Genomic DNA, 25,912 nt, shown 5'->3' with positions numbered 1-25,912 from the left:
TTTGGGGCAGCGCCGGGCCCGCTGCTAACGTTGTCCGTCGCGTGTCCGGCTGTCCGCACGCCGATACGCACCCCGACATCAAGACCGTGCCCACACCGACCAGAAGGCTGCACCAGTGGCGAACATCAAGTCCCAGATCAAGCGGAACAAGCAGAACGAGAAGCGCCACGAGCGCAACAAGGCCGTGAAGACCGGCCTGAAGACCGCCGTGCGCAAGTTCCGCGAGGCCGCCGAGGCCGGCGACAAGGACACCGCCGTGGCGCTGGGCCAAGACGCCGCCCGCAAGCTCGACAAGGCCGCCTCGAAGGGTGTCATCCACAAGAACCAGGCCGCGAACCGCAAGTCCGCGATCGCCAAGAAGGCCGCCTCTCTCTGAGCCGCCGCACCATCGACCCGCCAGCCCCGTTCTGGCGGGTCGATCTGCATTTCGAGCTGCCCCGGCCTGAGCCGGCGAAGGCCGGGAGTCGGCCGCCAGGTCGAGCAGCCGGGCGAAGAACGAGCTCGCGACCGACGTATCGAGCTTGAAGTGCGCGGCTCCTCGGGTCGGTTTCCCCGGTTCACCGGGGAAATTGGAACTTCTGGCCCGAAGTTTCGGCCCAACAGTTCCGGTTTCCCCGGTTCACCGGGGAAACCGACCAGCGTCGCCCGGAGTCAGCGGGGGTCGCGGAGGGCGGTGATGGTGAGGACCAGGCGCTCGAGGGTGTACGACGGGTCGCTGGCTGCGCCCTTGATGTCGGCGTCGGCCTGGGCGATCGCGCGGATCGCGCGGGCGATGCCGCCGTCGGACCAGCCGCGGGACTGGTCGCGGATGGTGCGCAGCTTCCACGGCGGAACGCCCACCTCGCGGGCCAGGTCGGCGTCTCTCATCCCCCGCGGTGCGGCCTTGTAGCGCGCCACCCCCCGGGCGCCGCCGGCGAACGCCGAGGTGACCAGCACCGGGGCGGTGCCGCCGTCCAAGGCCCACCGCAGCTCCTCGAGGGCGGCGGTGCGCCGGCCCCAGAACGCGGCGTCGGCGACGGCGAAGGACTTCGCCTCGGCCCGGCCGCCGAAGTACTGCTTGACCTTCTCGACGCTCAGCGGCTGGCCGGGGAAGTCGTTGGTCAGCTGGTCGGCGGCCGCCGAGAGCGACCGCAGGTCCTGGCCGACCGCCTGCACGAGGAAGTCGGCCGCCTCCTGGTCGATCGTCGAGCCGTGGCTGCGCACCTCGGCGGCCACGAACGACGGGAACTCCGAGGGCCGCAGCTCCCCGGACTTGGACTCGGTGACGGTCTCGAGCTTGCGCAGCTTGGTGAGCGTGCCGCTGCCCTTGGCGCCGCCTCCGTGCACGAGCACCAGGGCCACGTCCTCCGCGGGTGCCGCGGCGTACGCGAGCAGTCCGTCGACCGACTCCTCGGGCAGGTTCTCCAGGGCCCGGACGACGACGCACCGGATGCTGGAGAACAGCGAGGGGGCGGCCAGCTCGCCCAGCGTGGCGAGCGAGAGGTCGCCGGCGACGGTCTCGGACAGCTCGGCCTCGGCGTCGTGGTTGCGCACGGCGGCCCGCACGGCGGAGACCGTGCGCTCGTTGAGGAACTCCTCCTTGCCGGTCACCAGCGTGACCCGGCCGAGAACGTCCGCCGCGCGCGGGTGAGAGGGGCCTGCCATGGTGGGCATACCCTAACGCGTGGCCACCGACAGCCCGGCGCCCGAGCCGTCGCGGTCGGCGAGCACCGCGAGGTCGCCGTCGCGGTCGGTGCGCAGCACCCGTACGCCGGCCGCCTCGAGGGGCGCGAGGGTCTCCGCGGCGGGGTGGCCGTAGTCGTTGTCGGCCCCGACCGAGACGAGCGCCACCCGCGCGCCGAGGCTCAGCAGCCAGTCCTCGTCCTGGTAGCGGCTGCCGTGGTGGGGCACCTTGAGCACGTCCACCCGTAGCCCCGGCAGCGCCCGTGCGAGCGCGGCCTGGCCCTCGGGCTCGATGTCGCCGCCCAGCAGGATCCGCACGCCGCGCACCTCCACCAGCAGCACCACGCTGGCCTCGTTGGCGGTGCTCCCGTCGCCGGGGCCGACGGTCGGGGAGTCCGCCGGTGGCCACAGCACCTGGAAGGACACCGCACCCACGTGCCGGGTGGCACCGTACGGCGCGGGCCCGGTCGCCAGCCCGGTCCCGGCCAGCGCGTCGGCGACCTCGGTGACCCCCACCGGCGGGTCGAGCAGCCGGGTCGTCTCGATGGCGCCGACCGTGCGACCGTCGAGCACCCCGGGCAGGCCGTCGACGTGGTCGGCGTGGAAGTGGGTGAGCACCACCAACGGCACGCTGTCGATGTCGAGCCGGTCGAGGCAGGCGTCCACCAGGGTCGGGTCCGGTCCGGCGTCGACGACGACCGCGGCGTGCGGCCCGGCGTTGAGCACCAGCGCGTCACCCTGGCCGACGTCGCACGCGACCAGGACCCAGCCGTCGGGCGGCCAGCCCGGCGTCGGCAGCCGCACCAGCACGGTCGCGACGAGCAGCGCGCAGCACCCCAGCCCGGTGGACCTGCGGCGCAGGAGCAGTGGGCCGGCGAGCGCGATCGCCACCACCACCAGGGTCAGTAGGGCCAGCGCGACCGCCCCGGTCCCCCATCCGAGCGCCGCGGACGGCAGGCGGGCACCCCGGGTCGCGACCACGACGAGCCAGCCGACGCACCAGCCGGCGAGCGTCCCGAGCAGCCGGCCGGCCGGCTCCCACACCAGGCCCGCCAGGCCGCCGCCGAGCCCGAGCACGGTCGCCGGGCCCACGACAGGGGCAGCGGCCAGGTTGGCAGCGACGGCGACCAGGCTGACCTGGCCGGAGATCGCTGCGACGACCGGGGTGCAGGCCAGCTGGGCCGCGGCCGGCACCGCGATCGCCTCGGCCACCCAGCGGGGCAGCCAGCGCGCGAGGGCGTCGCGCCAGCCCGGTGCGAGCAGCAGGATGCCGGCCGTGGCGAGCACCGAGAGCGTGAAGCCCGCCGACGCGGCGAGATCCGGGCGGACCAGCAGGAGCGCGAGCACCGCGACGCCGAGCGCCCGGGAACCGCGCTCCCGACCCTCGGGACCCATCGCGAACAGCGCGACCGCTCCCATCACCGCGGCCCGCAGCACGCTCGGCTCGGTGCGGGCCAGGAGCACGAAGCCGACGATCCCCAGCGCGCCCACGGCATACAGCAGGCGGCCACGGACCCCGCACCAGCGGGCGAGGACGAGCACGAACCCGACCACCAGGGTGAGGTTGGTGCCCGAGACGGCGAGCAGGTGGGTCAGCCCGGTGGTCCGGAAGTCCTCGGCGAGCGCCTCGTCGACGGCGGCGTCGTCGCCGTCGACCAGCGCGGGGACCAGCGCCCGCTGGGTGTCGGGCCGGTGGGCGACGGCCCCGCGGATCGAGCCGCGGACCGCGGCGGCGGCATCCCACCACACGTCCGGGTCGTCGACCACCTCCGGCGGGCCCCGGGCACCGAGCACCGCCGCGAGGTCGCCGCCCTCAGCGACCGAGAGCCGGCCGCTGCCCGTGACCGTGGCGCCCAGCGGCAGGTCCGCCCAGTCGTCGTCGGCCAGCACCAGCACCGGGGCAACGAGCGCGTACGTCGCTCCGCGTCCGGTCACTTCGCGGACGTCGAGGCGCACCGTCACGACCTCGCCGAACCGGCCCTCGGTGCGCCGCGGATCCGAGGTCACGGTGCCGACCAGGCGCACTGCCGCGCCCTCCTGGGCGAGGCGCGCGACCGGGCTGTGGGCGACCTGATCGAGTCGCAGCACGGCGACCGCACCCACCGCGGCGGCGACGACGACGACCGCCGCGGTTGTGCGCACCGCCGCCCGTCCGCGGCCGTGGGCGAGCGGCCAGGCCACCAGGCCGATCCCCAACGCCGCCGGGAGCAACCACCATCCGAGCGCACGGGCTGCCAGAGCCCCGCCCCACGCCACGCCGCCGAGCAGCAGCATCCGCAGGTCCGGCGGTCGGCGGCGCTGGACCTCGGCCACGTGCTCAGACCGTCACGAACGGGGCGAGCTGCCCGAGCGTCGCGTCGCCGATGCCGTCGACCTCCAGGAGCTCGTCGACCGAGGTGAAGCCACCGTGCTCGTCGCGCCACGCGAGGATCGCCTGTGCCGTGACGGGGCCGACCTCCGGCAGCGCCTCGAGCTCGGCCTGGGTGGCGGTGTTGAGGTCGACCAGTGGCCCGCCTGGCGCCCCGGGGGTCGGCACCGCGGCCGCCCCGAGCGGCGTGGGCGCCGGCTCCCCCACCACGACCTGCTCGCCGTCGACGAGGACCCGGGCGAGGTTCAGCCCGGAGAGGTCGACGCCCCGACGGGCGCCTCCGGCCGCCTCGAGGGCGTCCACGACCCGGGCGCCGGTGTCGAGCACGACGATCCCGGGCCGGCGCACCTTCCCGGTCACGTCCACGGTGACCGTCGCAGGGGAAGCCGTGGCCTCAGCGGCGACCGGGGAGGCGTCAGAGAGCGGCCCCTCGCTGACCAGGGCCGCGCCGGTCGGCTCGAGCGCGGGCGCCTCGAGCCGATCGGCGTCCCCGCGGACCACCCACCAGCTCGTCACGCCGAGCCCGAGGGCGACGACCAGCGCGACGACCGCCAGCTGCGCCGGCCCCAGGGCCACCCGACCGCGCAGGGTCGCAGGCAGCACGGCGACCGAACGTCCGGGTCGCCGGGAGGCGTGCCGTCCGGGGACGGGCACCGCGGGCGGCTCGGCCAGGAGTTCGGCCAGGGGTTCGGCCAGGGGTTCGGCCAGTGGTTCGGCCAGTGGCGCAGGGGGCGGGTCGGGCGGCGGGGCCGGCGGGCGGGCACCCGCCAGCTCGGCGTGCAGCAACGCGAGCCGGCGGGCGACGACCTCCTGACGCTCGGGGCGAGGACGGACGGGTCGGGTGGTGGGCATGCCGCGACGCTAGGCAGGGGCGCGGACCGCGGCCCGCGTCGGCGCGGGCGGATGTGGACGGTCGTGCCGCAGCACCGCCCTGTGGACGCCGCGCGGGCCCCGTAGCCGACGCCCGCCCTCGGGTCAGAGCCGAGGCGCCACGCAGACCGCGATCATGCCGGGGCCGACGTGGGCGCCCAGCACCGCGCCGAGCTCGCCACACCAGACCTCCCGGCCCTCGAGGTTGGCCTCGAGGCGGTGCGCGAGCCGCTCGGCGAGCTGGCCCGCGCGCTCGGGATTGGCCAGGTGTGCCACGGAGACGTCCACCGGCACCTCGCCGGCCGCCAGCACGGCGAGCTCCTCCAGGCGCGCGAGCGCACGCGCCGAGGTGCGGACCCGCTCCAGCGAGGCGACCACGCCGTCCTCGATCTGGAGCAGCGGTTTCACGGACAGGGCGCCGCCGAGCAGGGCCGCCGCCTTGCCGATCCGGCCGCCACGGCGCAGGTACTCCAAGGTGTCGACGTAGAACAACGAGGCCGAGAGCTCGGCCCGGGCCCGGGCCGCCTCCGCGGCAGCCTCCGCGTCTCCCCCGGCGTCGAGGACGTCGGCGGCCGCGAGCACGGCGTACCCGGTCGCCACCCCGACCTGGCGGGTGTCGACCGGGAGCACCGGGATCGAGGCGTCGCGCGCGGCCAGTTGGGCGGACTCGAAGGTGCCGCTCATCTGGCCGGACAGGTGGATCGAGACGACCTCGGTGGCGCCGTCCCGGGCCGCCTGCTCGTAGACCTCCAGGAGCGCCGCCGGCCCGGGCCGGGACGTGCTGACCGGCAGCCAGTCCTTGAGTGCGGCCGCCACCAGCTCCGGGGTCGCGCCGTCGGCGCCCTCGTCGTACACGGTGGCTCCGATCACCACCTGCAACGGCACCACCCGCACGCCGCGCTCGGCCGCCACCTCCGGAGGAAGGCTGGCGGTCGAGTCGGTGACGATGACGACCGGCATGCCCGAAGGCTAGGGCACGGTCCTAGACGACGACGTTGACCAGCTTCGGCGCCCGGACGATCACCTTGCGCACCGGGCGCCCGTCGATCGCCCGGACCACGGCGGGGTCGGCCATCGCCAGCTGCTCCAGGTCGGCCTCGGAGATGTCGGGAGCGACCTCGAGCCGGGCGCGCACCTTGCCCTGGATCTGGACCACGGCGGTCACCTGCTCCTCGACCAGCAGCGCGGGGTCCACCTCGGGCCAGCCGACACGGGCGACGGTGGGCTCGTGGCCCAGCCGCTCCCACATCTCCTCGGCGACGTACGGCGCGACCAGCGACAGCAGGATCGCCACCGTCTCGGTCGCCTCGCGCACCGCGGGGTCGGCCGGTCCGGGGGCCCCGTCGATCGCCTTGCGGGTGGCGTTCACCAGCTCCATCACCCGGGCGACCATCACGTTGAACCGGTAGGACTCGATCAGCTCAGCAGCATCGTGCACGGTCCGGGCCGTGACGCGACGCAGCGCGACGTCGCCACCGGCGGCCGGCGTACCGGCCTCGGAGGTGACGTCACCCGACAGCCGCCAGGCGCGCTGCAGGAACCGCAGGGCGCCGGCCGGGGACACGTCCGCCCAGTCGATGTCGTCCTCCGGCGGGCCGGCGAAGACCAGCGTCACGCGTACCGCGTCCACCCCGAACTCCGCTAGTTGGTCCCCCAGACTGACGCCGTTGCCCAGCGACTTGCTCATCTTCTTGCCCTGGTTGATGACGATGCCCTGGTTCAGCTGGGCGGCGAACGGCTCGTCCACCTCCAGCATCCCCATGTCGCGCAGCACCTTGGTGAAGAAGCGCGCGTACAGCAGGTGCAGCACGGCGTGCTCGACACCGCCGACGTAGATGTCGGCCGGCATCCACGCCTTCGCCTTCTCGACGTCGAACGGGCCCTCGGTGTAATCCGGCGAGCAGTAGCGCAGGAAGTACCACGACGAGTCGACGAAGGTGTCCATGGTGTCGCTGTCCCGCGTGGCGGCTCCGCCGCACTCCGGGCAGGCCACGTTGACCCACTCCTCGGCGGCCGCCAGCGGCGAGACGCCCTTCGGCTTCAGGTCGGCGCCGCGCAGCTCGGGCAGCTCCAGCGGCAGCTGGTCGTAGGGCACGGCGACCTCGCCGCACGCGTCGCAGTGGATGATCGGGATCGGGACGCCCCAGTAGCGCTGGCGGCTCAGCAGCCAGTCCCGCAGCCGGAAGTTCACTGCGCCGGCGCCGGTGCCCTGCTGCTCCAGGAACTCGATGGTCGCCCGCTTGGCCTCGTCGACCGGCAGCCCGTTGATGTCCAGCGGCGCGTCGGCGCCGGGGGCCGGCGAGTTGATGGCTGGTCCCTCACCGTGGTACGCCTCGCCGTCGAAGCCCTCCGGCGTCTGGGTGGTCCGGACGATGTCCAGACCCATCTCGGTCGCGAACTCCCAGTCGCGCTGGTCGCCGCCCGGGACGCCCATCACCGCGCCGGTGCCGTAGTCGGCCAGCACGTAGTCGGTCGCCCAGACCGGGATCTGCGTGCCGGTGACCGGGTTGGTCGCGGTGACCCCCAGGTCGACGCCGGTCTTCGGGCGGTCCGTCGACAGCCGCTCGATCTCGGTCTCCTTGCGGATCTCCTCGCGATAGGCCTCGAAGGCCGGCCGCTGCGCGTCGGTGACCAGCTCGGCGGCCAGCGGCGAGTCCACCGCGACCACCATGAACGTCGTGCCGAAGATCGTGTCCGGGCGGGTCGTGTAGACGGTGATCGGCTCGTCGCGCCCGTCGACGACGAAGTCGACGTGCGCGCCCTCCGAGCGGCCGATCCAGTTGCGCTGCGCGGTCACGACCCGCGCCGGCCAGGTCGGCTCCAGGTCGTCCAGGCGGTCCAGCAGCTCCTGGGCGTAGTCGGTGATCTTGAAGTACCACTGGGTCAGCTCGCGCTTGGTGACCTCCGCGCCGCAGCGCTCGCAGCGGCCGTCGACGACCTGCTCGTTGGCCAGCACGGTCTGGTCGTTGGGGCACCAGTTGACCGGCGAGGACTTGCGGTAGGCCAGGCCGCGCTCGCGGAACTTCAGGAACAGCCACTGGGTCCAGCGGTAGTACTCGGGGTCGGAGGTGTGCAGCCGGCGCGACCAGTCGAAGGAGACGGCGTACCGCTTGAAGGACTCGTACTGCGTCTCGATGTTGGCGTAGGTGTAAGTCGCCGGGTGCTCGTCGTTGCGGATCGCGGCGTTCTCGGCGGGCAGGCCGAAGGAGTCCCAGCCCATCGGGTTCAGCACCTCGTAGCCGCGCTGCCACCAGTAGCGCGCGACCACGTCGTGCAGGGCGGTGACCTCCGCGTGGCCCATGTGCAGGTCGCCGCTTGGGTAGGGGAACATCGTGAGCGCGTACTTCTTCTCCCGCGGCGACGAGTCGTCCGCGCGGAACGGGTCCAGCCGCTCCCACACGGGCAGCCACTTGTCCTGGATCGCGCGCACGTCGTACGCCGCGGTCTCGGCCGGCTGCGCGGCCTGCTGGGTCTGCTCGCTCATCTCGTCTCTCTCAGCTCTGGTGTCGTGGGGCTGCTCCGGGCACAAAAAAGCCCCTCGGGCACGAGGGGCAGCCGCGTCGAGGTAGTGCGATCGACGCGGCTAGGTAAGGAGCAGGGTCCTCCACATGGAGCCAGGGTACCCCTCCCGCGCCGGAGGGCCACAGTCGCCCGACCGGGCCGAGTCGGGCTCTCTTGTTGAGTGTGCGTGCTAACCCCGGGACGTCATACACCGCCACGCTCAGAGAACGCACGGGTCGTATGACGTCCCGAGGCCCGCAGCCGACGCGGTCAGGCCTGGCGGAACGCCACGCAGACCGAGGGGCGGGGGAAGTCGTCGCTGTGCGGCCAGGTGCTGGCCTGGTCCTCGAAGGTCGCGCCGTCGATCTCCCCGGGGTGCTGGACCGCGAAGAACAGCGACCGGTCCTGGTCGGCGATCAACGGGCCGCAGGCCTCGGCACCGCGCGGCATCGTGACGAACTGCTGGACCCGGCCGCGCTCGGGGCCCTTGGTCGGCACCCGGAAGATGCCGTCGTTGGAGCCGAGCACGTTGCCGTCGGTGGCGATCCAGAGGTTGCCGTCGTCGTCGAAGCTGACGTTGTCCGGGCAGCTGATCGGGCTCACGCCGGACTTGTCGTAGCCGCCGAAGTAGGTCTCCGCCGCGGCCGGGTCACCACAGACCAGCATCAGGTCCCAGGTGAACGACGTGCCGGCGTGGTCGGCGGAGCTGGGGGTCAGCTCGAGGATGTAGCCGTTGCGGTTGCCGGAGGCGGAGGTCAGCGGCGCCCCGATCGCCGAGCGGACCATCGAGGAGGTGATCGGATTCGCCTCGTCGGCCTCCATGCCGGCCTTGCCACGGTTCGAGTTGTTGGTGAGCGCGGCGTACACCTTGCCGTTGACGAGGTTGGGCTCGACGTCCTCGGGCCGGTCCATCTTCGTCGCGCCGACCTTGTCGGCGGCCAGGCGGGTGAAGATCAACACGTCCGCCACGGACATGCCCTCGACGAAGGACTCGGTGTCGGTGCACAGCGGGAGCCACTGGCCGGTGCCGTCGTACACGCCGTCCTCGGAGCCGTCGCCGACAAACTTGCCGACGTAGAGGGTGCCTTTGGTGAGCAGCGTCTTGTTGCGGCGGCGGGCGGCCGCGCCCCGGCGCGCGTCGAACCGGTCGGCGGAGACGAACTTGTAGATGTAGTCGCCCCGCTCGTCGTCGCCGAGATAGGCGACCGCCCGGCCGTTCTTCGCGATGACGATGTTCGCGCCCTCGTGCTTGAACCGCCCGAGCATCGTGTGCTTGCGCGGCGCCTCGTCCGGCGCGAACGGGTCGATCTCGACGATCCAGCCGAACCGGTGCGGCTCGTGCGGCTCGGTGGTGAGGTCGAACCGGCTGTCGACGTCCTTCCACCCCTTGGTGCCGCTGCCGGTGATGCCGTAACGGGCGTACTGCGCGGTGTAGCGGGAGTCGAGGCTGCCGGACTTGTCGAAGTACTGGTTGAAGTTCTCCTCGCCCGAGAGCACCGTGCCCCACGGCGTGGTGCCGCCCGCGCAGTTGTTCAGCGTGCCGAGCACCCGGGTGCCGGTCGGGTCGGCCGAGGTGCGCAGCCGTTCGTCGCCCGCGGCCGGGCCGTCGACGACGAACGGGGTGTGGATGTGGATCCGGCGGTTGTACGGCGTGGCGCGCAGGTTGGTCTCCCGGTACCAGGAGCCGGGCACCAGGCCGCGCTTGATGGCCACGACCGACATCCCGTGGTTGGCCATCGCGACCTGCTTGATGTCGACCGACGTGTAACCGGTGGACGGGAACATGATGTTCTCGTCGGTGTACTCGTGGTTGACGACGAGCAGGGCCCGCTTGTCGTCGCCGGGGACCGGCAGCACGCCGACGTAGTCGCAGTTGTAGCCGAACTGCTTCATCGCCGCGCTCATGGTCTGGCGGTGGGGGTCGAACGCGGGCGCGCCGGCCTCGACCGGGTCTCCCCACCGGATCACCACGTGGTGGTCGAATCCGTCGGCCGTGGTCACGGCATCGCGCTTGTTCGGCGCCACGGGAGTGAAGGTTGCCTTCGCCAGGCTGTCGCGGGCCCCACGGCCCGCCATACCGCTCCCGCTCGCGGCGGTCGCCGGGGCCGCCGCCGCACCCTCCGCGGCGCCGACCAGGCCGCTCACGACGAGCGCGCCCGATCCGACGGCGGCGCCCTTGAGCACGGAGCGGCGCTGGACGGCCTTCGCGATCTCGTCCTGGATGTGCCCGTTGTCGCTGCGGTTGGGCTCGGGCTGGTCGCAGGCGTTGCCGCAGCGGAAGTAGCAGGTCAGGTGGCTCCGGGAGCCGTGCCGGTTGCCGGAGCCGACCGGGTGCACGGGCAGCAGCGGGCGGTCGTGGGGTGCGGGGGCAGTCGTCATGGACCGGAACCTAGGGACCGCAGGTGCCGTCTCGGCGGGAGGAACGTGACCCGCACGTGAACGACGGCCGACGACCCGGACCGCTACGGTCTGCACCATGCACGTGGTCGTGATCGGCGCCGGGTTCGGTGGGCTGGGAATGGCTCATGCCCTCAGGCAGGCAGGAGTCACGGACGTGACGGTCCTGGAGCGGGCCGACGAGATCGGCGGCGTGTGGCGGGACAACACCTATCCCGGCGCCGCGTGCGACGTCCCCTCGCCGCTCTACTCCTGGTCCTGGGCGACCAACCCGGAGTGGGGACGGCGGTACTCACCGCAGCCGGAGATCCTCGACTACATCCGGCGCACCGCCGCCGCGGACGGCCTGCTGGAGCTGGTGCGCACGGGCGTCGAGGTCTCCGCGGTCGAGTACGACGACGCCACGTCGACCTGGCGGGTCACCACCAGCACCGGGACGGTGACGGCCGACCTGGTGGTCTCGGCAGTGGGACAGCTGTCGAACCCGGTGGTGCCGGCGATCCCGGGGGCGTCGACGTTCGCCGGCCCGGCCTTCCACTCGGCACACTGGCGCCACGACGTGGACCTGACCGGGAAGCGGGTCGCCGTGGTCGGCACCGGCGCCAGCGCGATCCAGTTCGTGCCCGGGATCGTGGACCGGGTCGGCGCGATCACGATCTTCCAGCGGTCCGCGCCGTACGTCGTCCCCAAGCCGGACCAGGCCTACCGACCGCGCCACCACCGGCTGTTCCGCCGGTGGCCGGGGATCCCGGCTGCCGAGCGCCGCGCGGTGTACTGGCTCACCGAGCGACTCAACGGCGCGCTGGCCGGTGAGTCGCCGATCTCACGGCCGATGATCGCCGCGCTGCGGGCCGCGTGGCGGCTCCAGCTCCGGCGCCAGGTCCGGGACCCCGAGCTGCGTCACAGGCTGGTGCCCGACTACCCGATCGGCTGCAAGCGCCTGCTGTTCTCCAACGACTGGTACCCCGCGCTGGACCGTGATCACGTCGAGGTCGTGACCGACCGGATCACCGGCATCGAGCCGGCCGGCGTGCGCACCGCCGACGGTGCCCTGCACGAGGCGGACGTGCTGATCTGGGGCACCGGCTTCGCCGCGACCGAGTTCCTGGCCGGCATCGACGTGCGCGGCGCGGGCGGGGTCTCGCTCAAGGAGTTGTGGGCGGACGGCGCCCGCGCCCACCTGGGGCTGACCGTGCCGGGCTTCCCCAACCTGTTCTGCGTCTACGGACCCAACACCAACCTCGGCGGCAGCTCGATCATCGCGATGATGGAGGCCCAGGCCGGCTGGATCGCCCAGGTCGCCCGCCGGATCGCCGACGGCCGCGCGCACCGGGTCGCCGTGCGCCGCGACGTCTGGGAGGTCTACGACCGGGAGATGCAGGGGCGGCTCGGCGAGAGCGTGTGGGCAGGATGCGACAGCTGGTACGTCGACGGCGACCGGATCACCACCAACTGGCCGGGCCTGGTCACCGAGTACAAGCAGCGCACCGCGACCGTCGACTGGAGCGAGCTGCAGGAGGTCGACCTGCAGCGGGCGAAATAGCCAGACGCGCCGTTCTGGTAGCCCGTTCGGGTCATGTGGGTCCCCGGGATCTGGCCTTTGCTGGGGCTGACCATCCCCTCCAGACCTCAAGAACGGCGGCGTCACCGGGACCGACCTCGCCGACGGCGCAGTCGACAGGTCGAGCATGTTCGGCACCGGCGACCTGGGGATCGTGCGCGCCTACGCGTGGAACAGCTCCCCGAGCGCCAGCGCGAACCTGACCAACAACGGCTACACCTGCAACCGGTCCGGCGGCACCGTGAACGTCGTGCACAACAGCACCGGCAGCTACGCGATCACCTTCGCCGGGCTGAACCTCAACGGCGGCAACGTCGTCGTCTCCGGCTACGGCGGCACCCCGACCTGGTGCACGATCGGCTCCTGGGGGAACAGCAGCGTGAGCGTGTACTGCTTCGACGCCGCGGGGCCCCGGTCGACAGCTACTGGACGATCGCGGTGAGCGACTAGGCGACCGACCCCATGACCGGTGCCGGCGGGACGGGGGCCCGCCGGCACCAGCGGTCACCAACCATCAGCTCCTGTTGGCGGCCTCGAGCGCCTCGCCGAGGTGCGCGATCAGGTCGGCCGGGTCGTCGTACACGGCGACCGCGCCCGCGTCGAGCAGCTCCTGGCGTCCGGTGCCGCCACAGAGCAGTCCGATCGTCGGGATCCTCTGGGCGTCGGCGGCCTCGACGTCCCAGACGGCGTCGCCGACCATCAGCGCGCGGCCTCCGGCGACCTTCTCCAGCGCCGCGTCGAGCAGCTCCGGGTCGGGCTTGGACTCCTCGGCGTCCTCGCTGGTGGTCCAGGCGTCGGAGTGCTCGCCGGCTCGCAGCAGCTCCAGGGGGCGCTCGGCGTGCTTGGGGATGCTGGAGCTGGCCAGCACCACCTTCAGGCCGGCCGCACCGATCGCGACGAGCAGCTCGCGGGCCGACTCGAAGAGCCGGGTCTGGTCGATGACCTCGTCGTACTCCTTCTCCCAGCGCTCGCGCACCTCGTCGCCGTGCTGGTCCTCGACGTCGTCGCCGGCGACGGCGGCGACCAGCCGGTCCCCGCCCATCCCGATGTGGCGGTGGATCACAGCGGCCGGGACGTGCCGGTCCAGGACCTTGTCGAAGGCGCGCGACCAGGCCAGGGCGTGGTGGTAGTTGGAGTCGAGCAGCGTGCCGTCGATGTCGAGGACGACGGTGTCGAAGGAGGCCATGCGCCGTCGGTGCCCGGTCACCCGACCTTCATGCTCGGGCGGCGCCCACGGAGGTCGCGGAGGTCGGGCCCAGCGGTAGTCGGCCTTGCCCGACGGCGAGCGCTCGACGACGTCGACCCGGGCATCCACCTCGGCGTACGGGAGCCGGCGGTCGCGCCAGACCAGCAACTCCTGGTCGGGCACCGCCCGGCCGACAGCGGCGAAGGCCGTCGACAGGTTGAAGCCGTCCGGGCCGGGTCCGGGCATGGGCACCTGGCTGGAACAGGTTCTGGTTCCGGGCGGTGCTATCGCGCCCTCACACCGGGAGCCGGTCGGCGCGCTCGGCCACCATCTCGACCGGCGCGGAGAGCCGCCACGCCTCGAAGACCAGCTCTGCGAGCTCGTCCCGCTCGACCCTCTCCAGGTACACGACGACCCAGCCGAAGCCGTGCGCCGTGAACTGCACCTCGAACACGTCCGGCCGCTCCGCCACCAGTCCCAGCTGCTCGGCGATCGTCTGCTTCAGCCCCACGGTCAGGGTCCGTTCCCACAGATAGCCGAAGCGCTGGCCGAGGACGTCGAACTGCGACCACCGGGCCCGGTCCGTGCGTGCCACGCCCGGCAGCTGTGCGACCAGGCCCAGGAAGTCGTCGATCGAGCTCACGGCGCGATCCTCCCGCACGAGGCTCCTTGGCCCTCGGTGCGTCGCCCCAGGAGCCTGCCCGGCTCACCGCCGGTCCGTCAGGATGGGCGGCATGGTCACCTGGCACGTCGACGACCGACCGGCGAGCCTGCGGGCGCGCGGGTACGTCGCGTTGATGCGTCTGGCGCGAGACAAGCAGGCGTTCGAGGGAGCCGAGCGCACCCGCCGGACCGCCCTGGACCGGCAGCGCAAGGGCGACCGGCCACCCACCCTGCTGACCCGCCTGGCCTGCCGGGTCACGACGACCACGATCGGCGACCTGGAGGTGTGGACGGCGACCGCCCGATGGCGGCGACCCGTGGCGCGGGTGCTCTACCTCCACGGCGGTGGCTACGTGCACCCGTTGACCCCTGACTACTGGCGGCTCGTGCGTGCGCTGGTCCGCACCCCGGCCGAGGTAGCCGTGCCGGCGTACCCCCTGGCGCCCGGTGCCACGGTGGGGCAGGTGCTCCCCCAGCTCACCCGGCTCGCCGCGGCGAGCACCGGCGCGGATGACCTCCCGACGGTCCTCATGGGTGACTCCGCGGGCGGCGCGCTCGTCATCGTGCTCGCGCAGCAGCTCCGCGACGCTGGCGGCCCGCAGCCGGCCGCGGTGGTGGCGCTGTGTCCCTGGCTCGATGCCACCCTCGACGAGGACGAGGTCGCCGGCCTCGAGGCCAGCGACCCGATGCTCGCCGAGTCCGGGCTGCGCGCGGCCGGACGGTGGTGGGCCGCGGAGCGCGGCCCCGCCGACCCGTCCGTGAGCCCGGTCCACGGCGACCTCTCCGGCCTCCCACCCCTGCACGTGCTCATCGGCGACCGCGACATCCTGCGGCCGGCCGTCAACACGCTCGCCGCGCGCGCCGAGGGTGCCGGCGCCGCCCTGGACGTGATCGAGGTGCCGTCGATGTTCCACGTCTGGATGACCCGGGCCATCCCCGAGGGTCGGCGCACCCGCGGGCTGCTGCGCAGCCTCGTGCGTCGATCGGCGACCGATTGACGCTCCGACCCTCTGGGTACGGAGCCGGCGTGAGATCGACCGCGCGTGTGCTCGCGGCCCTGGGCACCGCGCTGGTGGTGCTCCTGGGCGGCGGCTGCGCACCCCAGTCGCCCGACCACAACTCGTGGACCGACCAGGCCCGCCAGGCCCTGGAGGACACGGCCAGCCAGGTAGCCACCGTCGCCCTGCTGCTCCGCCTGGAGCGCGAGAACAAGGTGCCGGGCAAGTACCAGCAGGTCGTCGCACAGGACAGCGAGTCCGCGGTGGGCGCGACGATGGCCAAGTTCGGCGGGGAGCAGCCCGAGCCGCGCGACGACGCGACGTACAAGCGGGTCACCAGCCTGATGTCCGACGCCTCCGACCTGGTCAGCGAGGTGCGGATCGCCATCGTGCGCCGTGACAGCGACGAGTACCCGAAGCTGCTCGACCAGCTCGAGGAGCTGGACCGCAAGCTCACCCAGGCCGCGGACGGCCTGCGGTGAAGAAGTACTTCGCCGTCGCGCTCGGCATCCTCACCGCGATCGGCGGCTTCGTCGACATCGGCGACCTCGTCACGAACGCACAGGTCGGCGCGCGCTTCGGCCTCTCGATGGCGTGGGTGGTCGTCGTCGGCGTCCTCGGCATCTGCGTCTTCGCCGAGATGTCCGGCCGGGTCGCGGCGGTCAGTGGGCGGGCGACCTTCGACCTCGTGCGCGAGCGGCTCGGCCCTCGGCTCGGCCTGCTCAACCTGCTCTCCTCGATGCTGATCACGTTCCTCACGTTCGTGGCCGAGATCGGCGGTGTCGCCCTCTCGCTCCAGCTGGTCGCCTCCGTGCACCTCCTGCTGATCGTGCCGCTGGTCGGCCTGCTCGTCTGGCTGCTGCTGTGGCGGGCGAAGTTCAGCGCGATCGAGAACGTGCTGGGCCTGCTCGGGCTCGCGTTGATCGTGTTCGCCGTCGGCCTGTGGCAGCTGGGACCGGACTGGGGCGCCCTCGCCCAGCAGGCCGCGGCCGCCGAGAAGCCGTCCGACGAGCACTGGCGGACCTTCGCGTACTACTCCGTCGCGCTGTTCGGCGCGGCGATGACGCCGTACGAGGTCTTCTTCTTCTCCTCCGGCGGCGTCGAGGAGGGGTGGACCCCGAAAGACATCCCGACGATGCGCGCCAACGTCTTCGTCGGCTTCCCGCTCGGCGGCCTGCTGTCGCTGGCGATCGCCGGGAGCGCCTGGATGGTGCTCGGCCCGTCCGAGATCAGCGTGGACAGCCTCGGCCAGGTCGGCCTGCCGGTCGCCGCCGCCCTGGGCAAGGTCGGGCTCGCCATCGCCATCCTCGGCTTCGTCGCGGCGACGTTCGGAGCCGCCTGCGAGACGGGCCTCAGCGTGGGCTACAGCATCGGGCAGTACTTCGGCACCCAGTGGGGAAAGTACGTCCGCCCGAGCCAGGCGGTCTCCTTCCACGCCGTGCTGGTGCTCGCCACGCTCGCCGCCACGGCCTTCCTGATGACCGCGGTCGACCCGATCCTGGTCACGGAGGTGTCGGTGGTGTTCTCGGCGGTGGCGCTGCCGTTGACGTACTTCCCGATCCTCGTGGTGGCCAACGACCCGGACTACATGGGCGAGCACGTCAACGGGCGACTGGCCAACGGTCTGGGCAGCATCTACCTGGTCGTGATCGGGGTGGCCGCGGTAGCAGCGCTCCCCCTGATGATCTGGACGAGGATGGGCCAGTGAGCGGCGACAGCGACGAGCGCCGGGAGAACCGGCTCGAGGGGCGGATCGACGGCGCCCTGCACCTGCTCGACCGACAGCTCATCGACTGTGACGGGGCACTGCTCGGCAAGGTCGACGACGTCGAGCTCACCCAGGTCGGCGAGCGCCTGGCGATCACCGCGGTGCTGACCGGACCCGCTGCGCTCCTCGCCCGGCTGGGTGGCCGGACCGGCGGTGCGCTCGTGCGGAAGTGGGCCGAGCTCAAGCCCGCCGAGCCGCACCGCACCCGCCCGTGGCGCATCGGCATGGAGGACGTGGACCGCCTCGACAGCGCCCTGCACCTCTCGGTACGACGCGACGGGGTGCTGCGCCGCGACCGCGAGGGTCACCGCCTCTCGCGGCTGACCGGGATGGCGGTCCTCGGCCCCGAGGGCGAGCGGATCGGGCGGGTGCTCGACGCTCGGTTCGAACCCGGAGCCGACGGCTCGATGGTCCTCTGCTCACTGATCGTCGGGCACGGCCGCCCCGGCTCGCTGCTGGGCTACGACCGGCGCGGGGACCAGGGCCCGTGGCTCGTCCGGACCGTCGTACGCCGCCTGCACCGGCACACCGTGATCGCCGGCGCCGAGGCGGCGGAGATCTCCTGGGCGGAGTCGACCATCCGGCTCCGCGAGCGGCCGAGCGAGGCCCCCGCCCACGCCTTCGGCTGAGTGCGGATCGCGCGTCGCCGCGTCAGACGGTGACGACCGCCCCGAGGCCGGCCTCGGCCAACACCCGCCGGGCGTCGGCGACCAGCTCCGGCGTGGCCTCCGGGAGGTGCTGGTGCTCCGGGCGGACGCCGTGCCGGCGGAAGCCGATGACCACCACCCGCAGGCGCGGGTCGAGGTCGGCGAGCCACGCCGCCGTCCGGGCGAGCTGGTCCGGGCTGTCGTTGTACCCGGGCACCAGCAGCAGCCGCACCTCGTGCAGCCGGCCCTGACCGTGCAGGTAGCGGATCGAGTCGAGCACCAGCTCGTTGCCGCGTCCGGTGAGCCGGCGGTGCACCTCGGGATCGAGGGCCTTGAGGTCGATCATGAACCCGTCGGCCACCGGCAACAGCTCGTCCCAGACCCGCGGGAGCGCGTGCCCGTTCGAGTCGACGTACGTCGTCAGGCGAGCCAGCTGCGGGTCCGCGCGCACCTCGGTGAACAGGTCGCGCACGAACCGCCACTGGCCGGTCGCCTCCCCGCCAGAGACCGTCACTCCGGACAGGTAGGGCTCGGCGACCCGGATCTGCTCGAGCAGCTCCCCGACCGAGCTCACCCGGCTGGCCGGCCCGCAGGGCGCGATGGTCTCGGGGTTGTGGCAGGCCAGGCAGTCGAACGAGCAGCCCTGGACGAAGACGACGAACCGGTTCCCCGGTCCGTCGACCCAGGAGAACGGGATGACGTCAGCGAGCCGGACCGGCGTCGATCTCATGGGCGACGATCCGCTTCGGCACTCTCCGGTCGACGTGCGACTGCGCGACCGAGCCGGCAGCGAGGAACGTGCTGTCGTGCCGCGCGCCGTGCTCGATCTTCGCCAGGTCGGACTTGCGCACCAGGTAGCCGGTGATCCGGATGAAGTCGTTGCTGTCCAGGTTGAACGTCACGTCCCGCATCCCGGTCCGGAACGCGCCCCGGATCACGTCGACCACGGCGTCCGGGTTGCGCCGCGCGGTGTCGTCGAAGGCGAGGACGTCGCTGATGCCCGCCGGGAACAGCGCGTGGTTCGGGGTGATCGTGCGCAGGTGCCGCAGCAGGTCCGGCTCGTCGCCGACCGGGATCCGGCAGCCGGCGGTCACGCCGAGGTCGGAGTCGATGCCCGACTGGCTGTGCAGGAACGCCCGCCCGCCGTTCCCCTCGCAGTAGGGCATCGGCCGGGCCGCGACCAGCTCGTGCACGCGGGTGAGGATCTGGAGCGCGAGCTCGTCCGCGACGTCGTCGTGCCCGTAGCGGGCCTCGACACCCTCGTGCTCGAGAACGATCGACACCGCCTCCGCGAGGCCGTAGACGCCGAACATCGCGGCGTAGCGGTCCAGGTGCAGCAGACCGTCGGTGACCAGCCAGGAGTGCTCGAAGAAGCGGGCCTCCTCGACCAGGTGCCGGATCCGCGCCTCCATCAGCTCGGCGGTCAGCTCGACGTAGCGCGGCAGCAGCTCGTCGAGGAACGAGGTGCGCTCGCCCTCGTGGCGCAGCGCGACCTCGCGCAGGTTCAGCCGGGTCAGGGTGTGCGAGCCGCCGCCGGCGACCAGCGAGTTGTAGCAGGACACGACGCCGTACGCCGCCCCCAGGTCGCCGACCATCATCGGGTGGTTGACGAAGTGCGGCTTGCCGCAGGCGAAGACGGTCTCGACCGCGTCGCGGACGTAGTCGTCCGGGGTGCGCTCGGGGTCGACCTTGAGCGAGAGGTTCGGCACCACCTGGAGCAGCTCGCGCTCCAGGCGCAGGGCCATCCGACCGACCCGGCTGTCGTCCGGGCCGAGGTTCGCGTGGGTGAACGCGTCGGGGAACATCCGGTCCAGGGAGATCCAGAACAGCCGCAGCTTGCGGTGCAGCTCCTCCTCGGAGACACCCTCGACGTACGGCTCCAGGAGCGCGTCCAGGTCCCCGAGCCACACGGGGTAGCCGGTGATGGACGGCACCTGGCTGTAGCCGATGAGCAGCGTGGCGAGCGCCTCGTCCAGGTCGGTCGCCGGCCCGAGCTCGAGGAACGCCGAGCCGTTGCGCAGCAGCAGCGCGAAGTCGGGCAGCAAATAGCGCGGCCGGTGCGGCGCGTTGCCCTCGTACATGTCGCAGATGATCCGCTTGTCGAGGGCCTCGGCACACGCCGCGGAAACCTCGGGCGGCTCCAGGGAGTTCTCGGCGAGCGTTGCGAGACGGTGCATCCGTTGGCGGAAGGTCAGGGTGGGGTCGTCGACGGTCTCGCGCGCCTGACGGCGCAGCTCGGGCAGCTCCATGCCTCCAGCATGCGGACCGAGGTCCCGGGGAAAAAAGGGCCGAAGGGCCCCAACCCGGACGGAACGGCTGCGGCGGTTTCGACCGCCCGGGCAGCGGTTACGTTGGAAGCATGATCGGTTTCCTCGTGGCCGGGCTCATCATCGGAGCCCTCGCCCGCCTCATCAAGCCGGGCCGCCAGAACCTCGGCATCCTCGCGACCCTGGGCCTGGGCCTGGTCGGGTCACTGATCGGCGGTCTGATCGCGCAGCTGTTCGGCACCGGCAGCATCTGGGAGCTCAACGTGCTCGGCTTCGTGCTCGCGGTGATCGCTGCGGTGCTGCTGATCGGTGCAGCGGAGTCGGTCGCCGGGACGGACCGCACCCGCGCCTGACCCGCACCGTCCCCGGGCGGGAATCAGCGCAGGACCACGGGCACCCGGGCCCAGCCGCCGACCGGAGGCGTCTCGCGCACGGCCGGCCGGTCGAGCGCGGGCTCGAGCCAGGTGGTGCGCGCCAGCAGTTCCTCGACGACCACCCGCAGCTCCATCAGCGTGAGCTCGCGACCCGGGCAGACGTGCGGGCCGATGCCGAAGACCAGGTTGGCTGCGGCGTGCCCGACCGGGTCGTACTCGTCGGGGTCTCCGAAGACCAGCGGGTCGCGGTTGGCGGCGGTCCAGTTGAGCAGCAGCCGGTCGTCCTCGGGGATCGTCTCGCCGCCGAGCTCGACCGTCCTGGTCGCTCGCCGACGGTTGGCGATGAACGGGTCGTCGATGCGCAAGATCTCCTCGACCGCCGCCTCCACGCCGGCGCGGTCCCCAGCCTCGACGAGTGCGCGGACGTCGCGTTGCGGGGCCGGATTGGCCGCGAGGAAGTGCACGATCACACCGACCGAGGTGGCCAGCGAGCCGAGGTCTCCGGCCGTCCAGTTGCGCAGGATCGAGACGACCTCCTCGTCGGTCAGCGGCCGACCGTCCACGGTCTCCCGCAGCAGCTCGCCGGTGACGTCGACCACCGGACCGTCCCGCCGCTCGTCGAGCAGGGTGCGGATGAGGTGGTCGAAGCGCTCGGCCACCTCCATGGTCCGGGCGCGGTCCCCGGACCGGGTGGCGGCGTGGTTGTCCTGCAACCAGGCGACCAGCTCTGCCTCCAGCTCGGCCGGCCAGCCCAGCCAGGAGGACTGGGAGCGCACGGCGTACGGCACGCCGATCCCGCCAATGGTCTTCACGGTGACGTCGCGCGGCAGCGCGTCGACGATGGCGACTGCATGCCTGCGGCAGCCGGGCTCCTGCCGGGCCACGCGCTCGGACGTGAGGTAGCGGTCGACGACGGCGCGGTACGCCGCGTGCTCGGCGCCGTCCAGGCTGTTGGGGATCGCCCGTCGGCCGGTGACGTCACTGGAGAAGCGCGCCGGGTCCGTGGCCGCAGCGACCACCTCCGCGTGCCGCAGCACCACCCAGGCCCCGTCCTCGTGGGCCACCGGGCAGCGGGCTCGCAGCGCGTCGTAGACGGCGCGCTGGTCCGCCTGTCCGGTGTCGATCTCGACCGGCTCGCCCACACCCGTTCCTTCCGTCGACCGGCGTCCCACGCTACCCGCGGGGTCGGGACGCTCAGCTCGCAGCCGGGGCGGAGGTCGTCAGGCGGGCGAGCACCTTGCGGGTGATCACGTCGAGGCTGGCGAGATCGTCGCCGGTCAGGTGGTCGAAGATCAGGTCGCGCACCGCGCGCACGTGCCCGGGGGCCGCCTGCTCGATCGCCGCCCGGCCGGCGGGCGCGACGACGACGAACGACCCGCGCGCGTCGTCCGGGCAGTCCTCGCGGCGGACCAGTCCCCGGCGCTCCATCCGGGTGACGTGATGGGAGACCCGGCTCTTCTCCCACTGCAGGGCGTGGGCGAGGTCGCTCACGCGGACCCGACCCGCGGGGCTGTCGGTGAGGTGGACGAGCACGTCGAAGTCCGGCAGCGAGAGGCCGGCGTCCGCCTGCAGCTCGCGGTGCAGGGCGGCCGGCAGCATCGCGTTCAGGCTCAGCCAGCGGCGCCAGACCTGCTCCTGCTCGGCGCTCAGCCATTCGACGTCGGTACTCATGGGAAGAGCGTACCCGGGAATAGTTGACACGTCACCTAGGTTGATGGCAGAGTAGTTGATACATCAACCACTAGCCACCATCAGCACACCACTAGGAGCCTCGCATGACCACCGCCCCCGTCACCCCCGCCACCGTCTCCGACCTGACCGGCACCTGGACCCTCGACGCCTCGCACACCCGGGTCGGCTTCGTCGCCCGGCACGCGATGGTCACCAAGGTCCGCGGCGCGTTCAACGAGTTCGAGGGCACCGCCATCGTCGACGGCAGCAACCTCGGCGCCTCGAAGGTCACCGTCACCATCCAGGCCGCCAGCATCGACACCCGCAACGAGCAGCGCGACGGCCACCTGCGCAGCAACGACTTCCTCGCGATGGACGAGTACCCGACCATCACCTTCGTCTCCACCGACGTCCGCAGCACCGGCGCGACCTCCTTCGACCTGGTCGGCGACCTGACGATCAAGGGCGTCACGCAGTCGGTGACGATCCCGTTCCAGTTCGAGGGCGCGGCCACCGACCCCTTCGGCAACCTGCGCGCCGGCTTCGAGGGCTCGGTCACGATCAACCGCAAGGACTACGGGATCACCTGGAACGCCGCGCTCGAGACCGGCGGCGTCCTCGTGGGCGAGAAGATCGTCCTCGAGTTCGAGGTCTCCGCGATCAAGAGCGCCTGACCGAGGCACGAACCACCGAGAAGGGGGGTCGGTCGGCGTAGCCGACCGACCCCCCTTCTCCGTTTCCCTGACGACCCCAGGAGGCCGGACGCCCGATGGCAACCGTCGTGCTCGACAACCCCGAGAAGCAGCGCTACGAGATCCACGTGGACGACGAGCTGGCGGGTTTCACCGACTACCGGCTGCGGAACGGCCGGATCTCGTTCACCCACACCGAGCTCGGGCCTGGGTTCACCGGGCGGGGCCTGGCCCGCAAGCTCGTCGCGGACGAGCTCGCCGACGCGCGCCGACGCGGGCTCGCCGTACTGCCGTTCTGCCCGTACGTTCGCAACGTGATCGCCGAGAACCCCGACAAGTACCTCGACCTGGTACCGGTCCGCGACCGCGAGCGCTTCGACCTCCCGGCCGGCACCGAGCCAGGCGCGGCCCGCTGACGTGGCGGCGCGCATGCGCGCCGAAGGCCGCGGGCAGACGCGGGCCCGGCGCCGGTCCCTGGCCGCACAGCTCTCGGTCCCCGTACGTCGCTACCTGAACACCGAGGCCGGCAGCGCGGGCCTCCTGCTCGGCGCCACGGCCCTGGCCCTCCTCTGGGCGAACTCGCGGTGGTCCGGCAGCTACGAGTCGCTGTGGAGCGCGCAGGCGGCCGTCTCCGTGTCCCGCTGGGACCTGTCGATGGACCTCGGGCACTGGGTCAACGACGGCCTGATGGCGCTGTTCTTCTTCGTGATCGGCCTGGAGGTCCGCCGCGAGTTCTCCGTCGGCGAGCTCACCGATCCGCGCCGCGCGGCGATCCCCGTGCTCGCGGCGCTGGGCGGCCTGGCCGTCCCGGCGCTGCTCTACGTCGCGATCGCCCCTGGGTCGGCCGCGCACGGTTGGGGTGTGGTCATCGGCACCGACACGGCGTTCCTGCTGGGTGCCCTGGCCGTGGTCGGCCCGACCTTCGCGACCCAGCTGCGGATCTTCCTGCTCACCGTCACCGTGATCGACGACATCGTCGCGGTCAGTGTGATCGGCCTGTTCTACAGCGACTCCCTCGACCCCGCCGCGATCGGCGTGATGGCGGTGTTCCTCGTGCTGATGGCCGCGCTGAGCCGGCTCGGCGTGTGGCGCGCGGCCCCCTATGTGCTCGCCGTCCTCGGGCTGTGGATCGCGACGGTCCAGTCGGGCCTGCACGCCTCGATCGCGGGGATGCTCGGCGGGCTGCTCGTCGCCGCCCACTCCCCCACCCGCGAGGCCGTCGAGGGCGCCGCGAGGCGGTTCCGGGCGTTCCGGCAGTCCCCCGACGTCCAGGTCGGCAGGTCCGCCCGCCTTGGGCTGGCCCAGGCGGTGTCGGTCAACGAACGGCTGCAGGCCGCACTGCACCCGTGGACCAGCTACCTCGTCGTACCGCTCTTCGCCCTCGCGAACGCCGGCGTCGACCTGCGTGACGGCGTCCTGGGCGACGCCCTGGCCTCCCGCCTCACGTGGGCCGTGGTGGTGGCGCTGGTCCTGGGCAAGCTGGCCGGCATCGGACTGGCCTCGGTGGCGGGCGTCCGTGCCGGTCTCGGTCGGCTCCCGCGCGGCGTCCGGCTCGGCCACGTCTTCGGCGGCGGCGCGCTGTCGGGGATCGGCTTCACTGTCGCGCTGCTGATCGCCGGGCTCGCCTTCGAGTCCGACCAGCGCGACCGGGCGACCGTCGGGATCCTGATCGCGGCGGTGCTGGCGACCGGTCTCGGCTGGGCGGTCTTCCACGCCGCCGCCGTGCTCCGGGGCCAGACCGACGCCGACCTGCCGAGGTTCCTCGATCCGCCCGTCGACGCCCGGCACGACCACGTCCGCGGCCGGGAGGACGCGCCGCTGACGCTGGTCGAGTACGGCGACTTCGAGTGCCCGTTCTGCGCTCGGGCCACGGGCGTGACCACGGAGCTCCGGGAGCGCTTCGGTGACGACCTGCGCTACGTGTTCCGCCACCTCCCGCTGGTCGACGTGCACCCGCACGCCGAGCTGGCCGCCCGAGCCGCCGTGGCCGCGGACCACCAGGGTCGCTTCTGGGAGCTGCACGACCTGCTGTTCGAGCACCAGGGCGAGCTGGAGGTCGAGGACCTCGCGGGGTACGCCGCCGACCTCGGCCTCGACGTCGAGGCGTTCCTGCGCGACCTGGAGGAGGACGACACGGCCGACCGGGTCCGGAGGGACGTGGCGAGTGCGGAGGCAAGCGGCGCCCGCGGGACGCCGACCTTCTTCGTCGGCGGGGTGCGGCACACCGGACCGCACGACGCCGAGACCCTGGCCCGGGCGCTCGAGGAGTCGCGCACGTGACCCGGTCGCGAGGACCGGCCTGGCTACAGTCGTCGTCGACGGCCCGCGCCGCCACGGCGCCGTCGTACCGGAGGGAGAGCGATGCCCGCGAACGCCGCCTGGCCTGAGCTGCGGGTCGCCGACTGGCAGCCCACCCGGGACACCTTCACCCTCTGGCTGCAGGTGATCGGGAAGATCCGCATCGCCCGCACGCCGTTGCTCAACCACTGGTGGAACGCACCGTTGTACGTGACGGCCCGCGGGCTCACCACGTCGCTCGTGCCCGCCGAGCCCGGGCGCGGCTTCGCGATCGACCTCGATCTCCTCCGGCACCGGCTCGACGTCACGACTACGCGCGGGGAGACCCGGACCATGGCGCTCGAGCCGCGGTCGGTGCGGGACTTCCACGCCGAGCTCGTCGGGCTGCTGGACGACCTCGGCCTCACGACGGAGATCTGGCCGGTGCCGGTCGAGCTGCCCGACGCGATCCCGTTCCCCGAGGATGAGAGGCACAGCGCGTACGACGCCGAGGCGGTGACGGCGTTCTGGCGCACGCTCGTGGAGGTCGAGCGGGTGCTGACGGTGTTCCGGTCGCGGTACCTGGGCAAGTCCAGCCCGGTGCACCTGTTCTGGGGTGCGCTCGACCTGGCGACTACCCGCTTCTCCGGTCGCACCGCCCCGCCCCACCCCGGCGGCATGCCCAACTGCGGCCCCCACGTCATGCAGGAGGCCTACTCCCACGAGGTGAGCAGCGCCGGTTACTGGCCCGGCGGCGAGGGCGAGGGGATGTTCTACTCCTACGCCTACCCCGAGGCGCCCGGCTACCGCAGCCTGGCGGGCGGTCCGGAGGGCACCCGGTTCGACGACGAGCTCGGGGAGTTCGTGCTGCCCTACACCGCGGTGCGCATCGCGGCCGACCCCGATGCCGTGCTGCTCGACTTCCTGCAGCGCACCTACGAGGCGGCCGCGACCACCGGTGGATGGGACCGCGCTGGGCTGGAGCGACCTCCCGGGTCGTGAGTGGGCCT

General features: G+C 72.6%; 24 protein-coding genes. 12 read left to right on the top strand and 12 right to left on the bottom strand.

Translation table 11 applies throughout. The features are described 5' to 3' along the window. The first annotated feature begins 115 nt into the window (after positions 1 to 115). Positions 116 to 376: a 30S ribosomal protein S20 gene (rpsT, locus tag NOCA_RS10985; RefSeq protein ID WP_011755346.1), complete on the top strand. Its 261-nt coding sequence runs from the start codon at positions 116 to 118 to the stop codon at positions 374 to 376. A gap of 275 nt (positions 377 to 651) precedes the next feature. Here rpsT and holA read toward each other — a convergent pair whose 3' ends face one another. The 6 genes from holA to NOCA_RS10950 all read right to left on the bottom strand — a co-directional run bounded on the left by holA (position 652) and on the right by NOCA_RS10950 (position 10,780). Beyond that, positions 652 to 1,644, bottom strand: coding sequence for a DNA polymerase III subunit delta (gene holA, locus NOCA_RS10980; RefSeq protein WP_011755345.1), 993 nt, complete (start codon positions 1,642 to 1,644; stop codon positions 652 to 654). A gap of 12 nt (positions 1,645 to 1,656) precedes the next feature. Continuing rightward, complete coding sequence (locus NOCA_RS10975) at positions 1,657 to 3,975, bottom strand: ComEC/Rec2 family competence protein (RefSeq protein ID WP_011755344.1); 2,319 nt, start codon at positions 3,973 to 3,975, stop codon at positions 1,657 to 1,659. 4 nt (positions 3,976 to 3,979) lie between these two features. Beyond that, positions 3,980 to 4,882, bottom strand: coding sequence for a ComEA family DNA-binding protein (locus tag NOCA_RS10970; RefSeq protein WP_011755343.1), 903 nt, complete (start codon positions 4,880 to 4,882; stop codon positions 3,980 to 3,982). A gap of 123 nt (positions 4,883 to 5,005) precedes the next feature. Further along, positions 5,006 to 5,860, bottom strand: a complete 855-nt coding sequence (locus NOCA_RS10960; RefSeq protein ID WP_011755342.1) for a DegV family protein — start codon at positions 5,858 to 5,860, stop codon at positions 5,006 to 5,008. 22 nt (positions 5,861 to 5,882) lie between these two features. Next, entirely contained in the window at positions 5,883 to 8,384 is a 2,502-nt protein-coding gene (gene leuS, locus NOCA_RS10955; protein WP_041546471.1) for a leucine--tRNA ligase, read from the bottom strand. A gap of 287 nt (positions 8,385 to 8,671) precedes the next feature. Beyond that, on the bottom strand, positions 8,672 to 10,780 hold the full coding sequence (locus NOCA_RS10950; protein WP_011755340.1) for a PhoX family protein: 2,109 nt from the start codon (positions 10,778 to 10,780) through the stop codon (positions 8,672 to 8,674). 97 nt (positions 10,781 to 10,877) lie between these two features. Between NOCA_RS10950 and NOCA_RS10945 the strand changes: the two genes are divergently transcribed. After that, complete coding sequence (locus tag NOCA_RS10945; protein ID WP_011755339.1) at positions 10,878 to 12,341, top strand: flavin-containing monooxygenase; 1,464 nt, start codon at positions 10,878 to 10,880, stop codon at positions 12,339 to 12,341. A gap of 145 nt (positions 12,342 to 12,486) precedes the next feature. Next, positions 12,487 to 12,801 (top strand): hypothetical protein, encoded by a 315-nt coding sequence (locus NOCA_RS10940; protein WP_011755338.1) that lies wholly within the window; start codon positions 12,487 to 12,489, stop codon positions 12,799 to 12,801. Between the two features lie 72 nt (positions 12,802 to 12,873). Here the strand turns inward: NOCA_RS10940 and NOCA_RS10935 are convergent, their stop codons facing one another. Together NOCA_RS10935 and NOCA_RS10930 are read right to left on the bottom strand one after the other, a co-directional pair. Continuing rightward, positions 12,874 to 13,791: an HAD family hydrolase gene (locus NOCA_RS10935; protein ID WP_238383458.1), complete on the bottom strand. Its 918-nt coding sequence runs from the start codon at positions 13,789 to 13,791 to the stop codon at positions 12,874 to 12,876. A gap of 49 nt (positions 13,792 to 13,840) precedes the next feature. Next, on the bottom strand, positions 13,841 to 14,188 hold the full coding sequence (locus tag NOCA_RS10930; protein ID WP_238383457.1) for an MmcQ/YjbR family DNA-binding protein: 348 nt from the start codon (positions 14,186 to 14,188) through the stop codon (positions 13,841 to 13,843). A gap of 91 nt (positions 14,189 to 14,279) precedes the next feature. Between NOCA_RS10930 and NOCA_RS10925 the strand changes: the two genes are divergently transcribed. From NOCA_RS10925 to NOCA_RS25745, 4 genes are read left to right on the top strand one after another with little or no spacing between them, the layout of a single operon-like run. Continuing rightward, entirely contained in the window at positions 14,280 to 15,206 is a 927-nt protein-coding gene (locus NOCA_RS10925) for an alpha/beta hydrolase fold domain-containing protein (protein WP_011755335.1), read from the top strand. Between the two features lie 29 nt (positions 15,207 to 15,235). Beyond that, on the top strand, positions 15,236 to 15,688 hold the full coding sequence (locus NOCA_RS10920) for a hypothetical protein (protein ID WP_011755334.1): 453 nt from the start codon (positions 15,236 to 15,238) through the stop codon (positions 15,686 to 15,688). Next, positions 15,685 to 16,914 (top strand): NRAMP family divalent metal transporter, encoded by a 1,230-nt coding sequence (locus NOCA_RS10915; RefSeq protein WP_011755333.1) that lies wholly within the window; start codon positions 15,685 to 15,687, stop codon positions 16,912 to 16,914. Before NOCA_RS10920 ends, NOCA_RS10915 begins: the two co-directional genes overlap by 4 nt. Beyond that, positions 16,911 to 17,603, top strand: a complete 693-nt coding sequence (locus NOCA_RS25745; RefSeq protein WP_011755332.1) for a hypothetical protein — start codon at positions 16,911 to 16,913, stop codon at positions 17,601 to 17,603. Before NOCA_RS10915 ends, NOCA_RS25745 begins: the two co-directional genes overlap by 4 nt. Positions 17,604 to 17,625: 22 nt before the next feature. Here NOCA_RS25745 and NOCA_RS10905 read toward each other — a convergent pair whose 3' ends face one another. Next, on the bottom strand, positions 17,626 to 18,351 hold the full coding sequence (locus tag NOCA_RS10905; RefSeq protein WP_011755331.1) for a radical SAM protein: 726 nt from the start codon (positions 18,349 to 18,351) through the stop codon (positions 17,626 to 17,628). Continuing rightward, on the bottom strand, positions 18,323 to 19,870 hold the full coding sequence (locus NOCA_RS10900; protein WP_011755330.1) for a YjjI family glycine radical enzyme: 1,548 nt from the start codon (positions 19,868 to 19,870) through the stop codon (positions 18,323 to 18,325). The genes NOCA_RS10905 and NOCA_RS10900 overlap by 29 nt, the downstream gene beginning before the upstream one ends. A gap of 110 nt (positions 19,871 to 19,980) precedes the next feature. On the opposite strand from NOCA_RS10900, the gene NOCA_RS10895 reads away from it, so the two are divergent. Then, complete coding sequence (locus tag NOCA_RS10895) at positions 19,981 to 20,241, top strand: GlsB/YeaQ/YmgE family stress response membrane protein (protein ID WP_011755329.1); 261 nt, start codon at positions 19,981 to 19,983, stop codon at positions 20,239 to 20,241. 23 nt (positions 20,242 to 20,264) lie between these two features. Here NOCA_RS10895 and NOCA_RS10890 read toward each other — a convergent pair whose 3' ends face one another. Both NOCA_RS10890 and NOCA_RS10885 read right to left on the bottom strand, forming a co-directional pair. Continuing rightward, the gene (locus NOCA_RS10890) at positions 20,265 to 21,404 is read right to left on the bottom strand and encodes a cytochrome P450 (protein ID WP_011755328.1); all 1,140 of its coding nucleotides are present in this window, start codon (positions 21,402 to 21,404) and stop codon (positions 20,265 to 20,267) included. Between the two features lie 52 nt (positions 21,405 to 21,456). Then, complete coding sequence (locus tag NOCA_RS10885; RefSeq protein WP_011755327.1) at positions 21,457 to 21,933, bottom strand: MarR family winged helix-turn-helix transcriptional regulator; 477 nt, start codon at positions 21,931 to 21,933, stop codon at positions 21,457 to 21,459. Between the two features lie 104 nt (positions 21,934 to 22,037). On the opposite strand from NOCA_RS10885, the gene NOCA_RS10880 reads away from it, so the two are divergent. The 4 genes from NOCA_RS10880 (at position 22,038) to NOCA_RS10865 (ending at position 25,904) form a co-directional block, all read left to right on the top strand. Continuing rightward, positions 22,038 to 22,607 (top strand): YceI family protein, encoded by a 570-nt coding sequence (locus NOCA_RS10880; RefSeq protein WP_011755326.1) that lies wholly within the window; start codon positions 22,038 to 22,040, stop codon positions 22,605 to 22,607. Positions 22,608 to 22,702: 95 nt separating this feature from the next. Continuing rightward, positions 22,703 to 23,041, top strand: coding sequence for a GNAT family N-acetyltransferase (locus NOCA_RS10875; protein WP_011755325.1), 339 nt, complete (start codon positions 22,703 to 22,705; stop codon positions 23,039 to 23,041). 13 nt (positions 23,042 to 23,054) lie between these two features. Further along, positions 23,055 to 24,905, top strand: coding sequence for a Na+/H+ antiporter NhaA (gene nhaA, locus NOCA_RS10870; RefSeq protein WP_011755324.1), 1,851 nt, complete (start codon positions 23,055 to 23,057; stop codon positions 24,903 to 24,905). Between the two features lie 81 nt (positions 24,906 to 24,986). Further along, on the top strand, positions 24,987 to 25,904 hold the full coding sequence (locus tag NOCA_RS10865; protein ID WP_011755323.1) for a DUF5996 family protein: 918 nt from the start codon (positions 24,987 to 24,989) through the stop codon (positions 25,902 to 25,904). Positions 25,905 to 25,912 lie beyond the last annotated feature (8 nt).

This window comes from Nocardioides sp. JS614, from assembly GCF_000015265.1.
GTDB lineage: Bacteria > Actinomycetota > Actinomycetes > Propionibacteriales > Nocardioidaceae > Nocardioides.
This window is presented reverse-complemented; position numbering and strand designations above follow the sequence as displayed.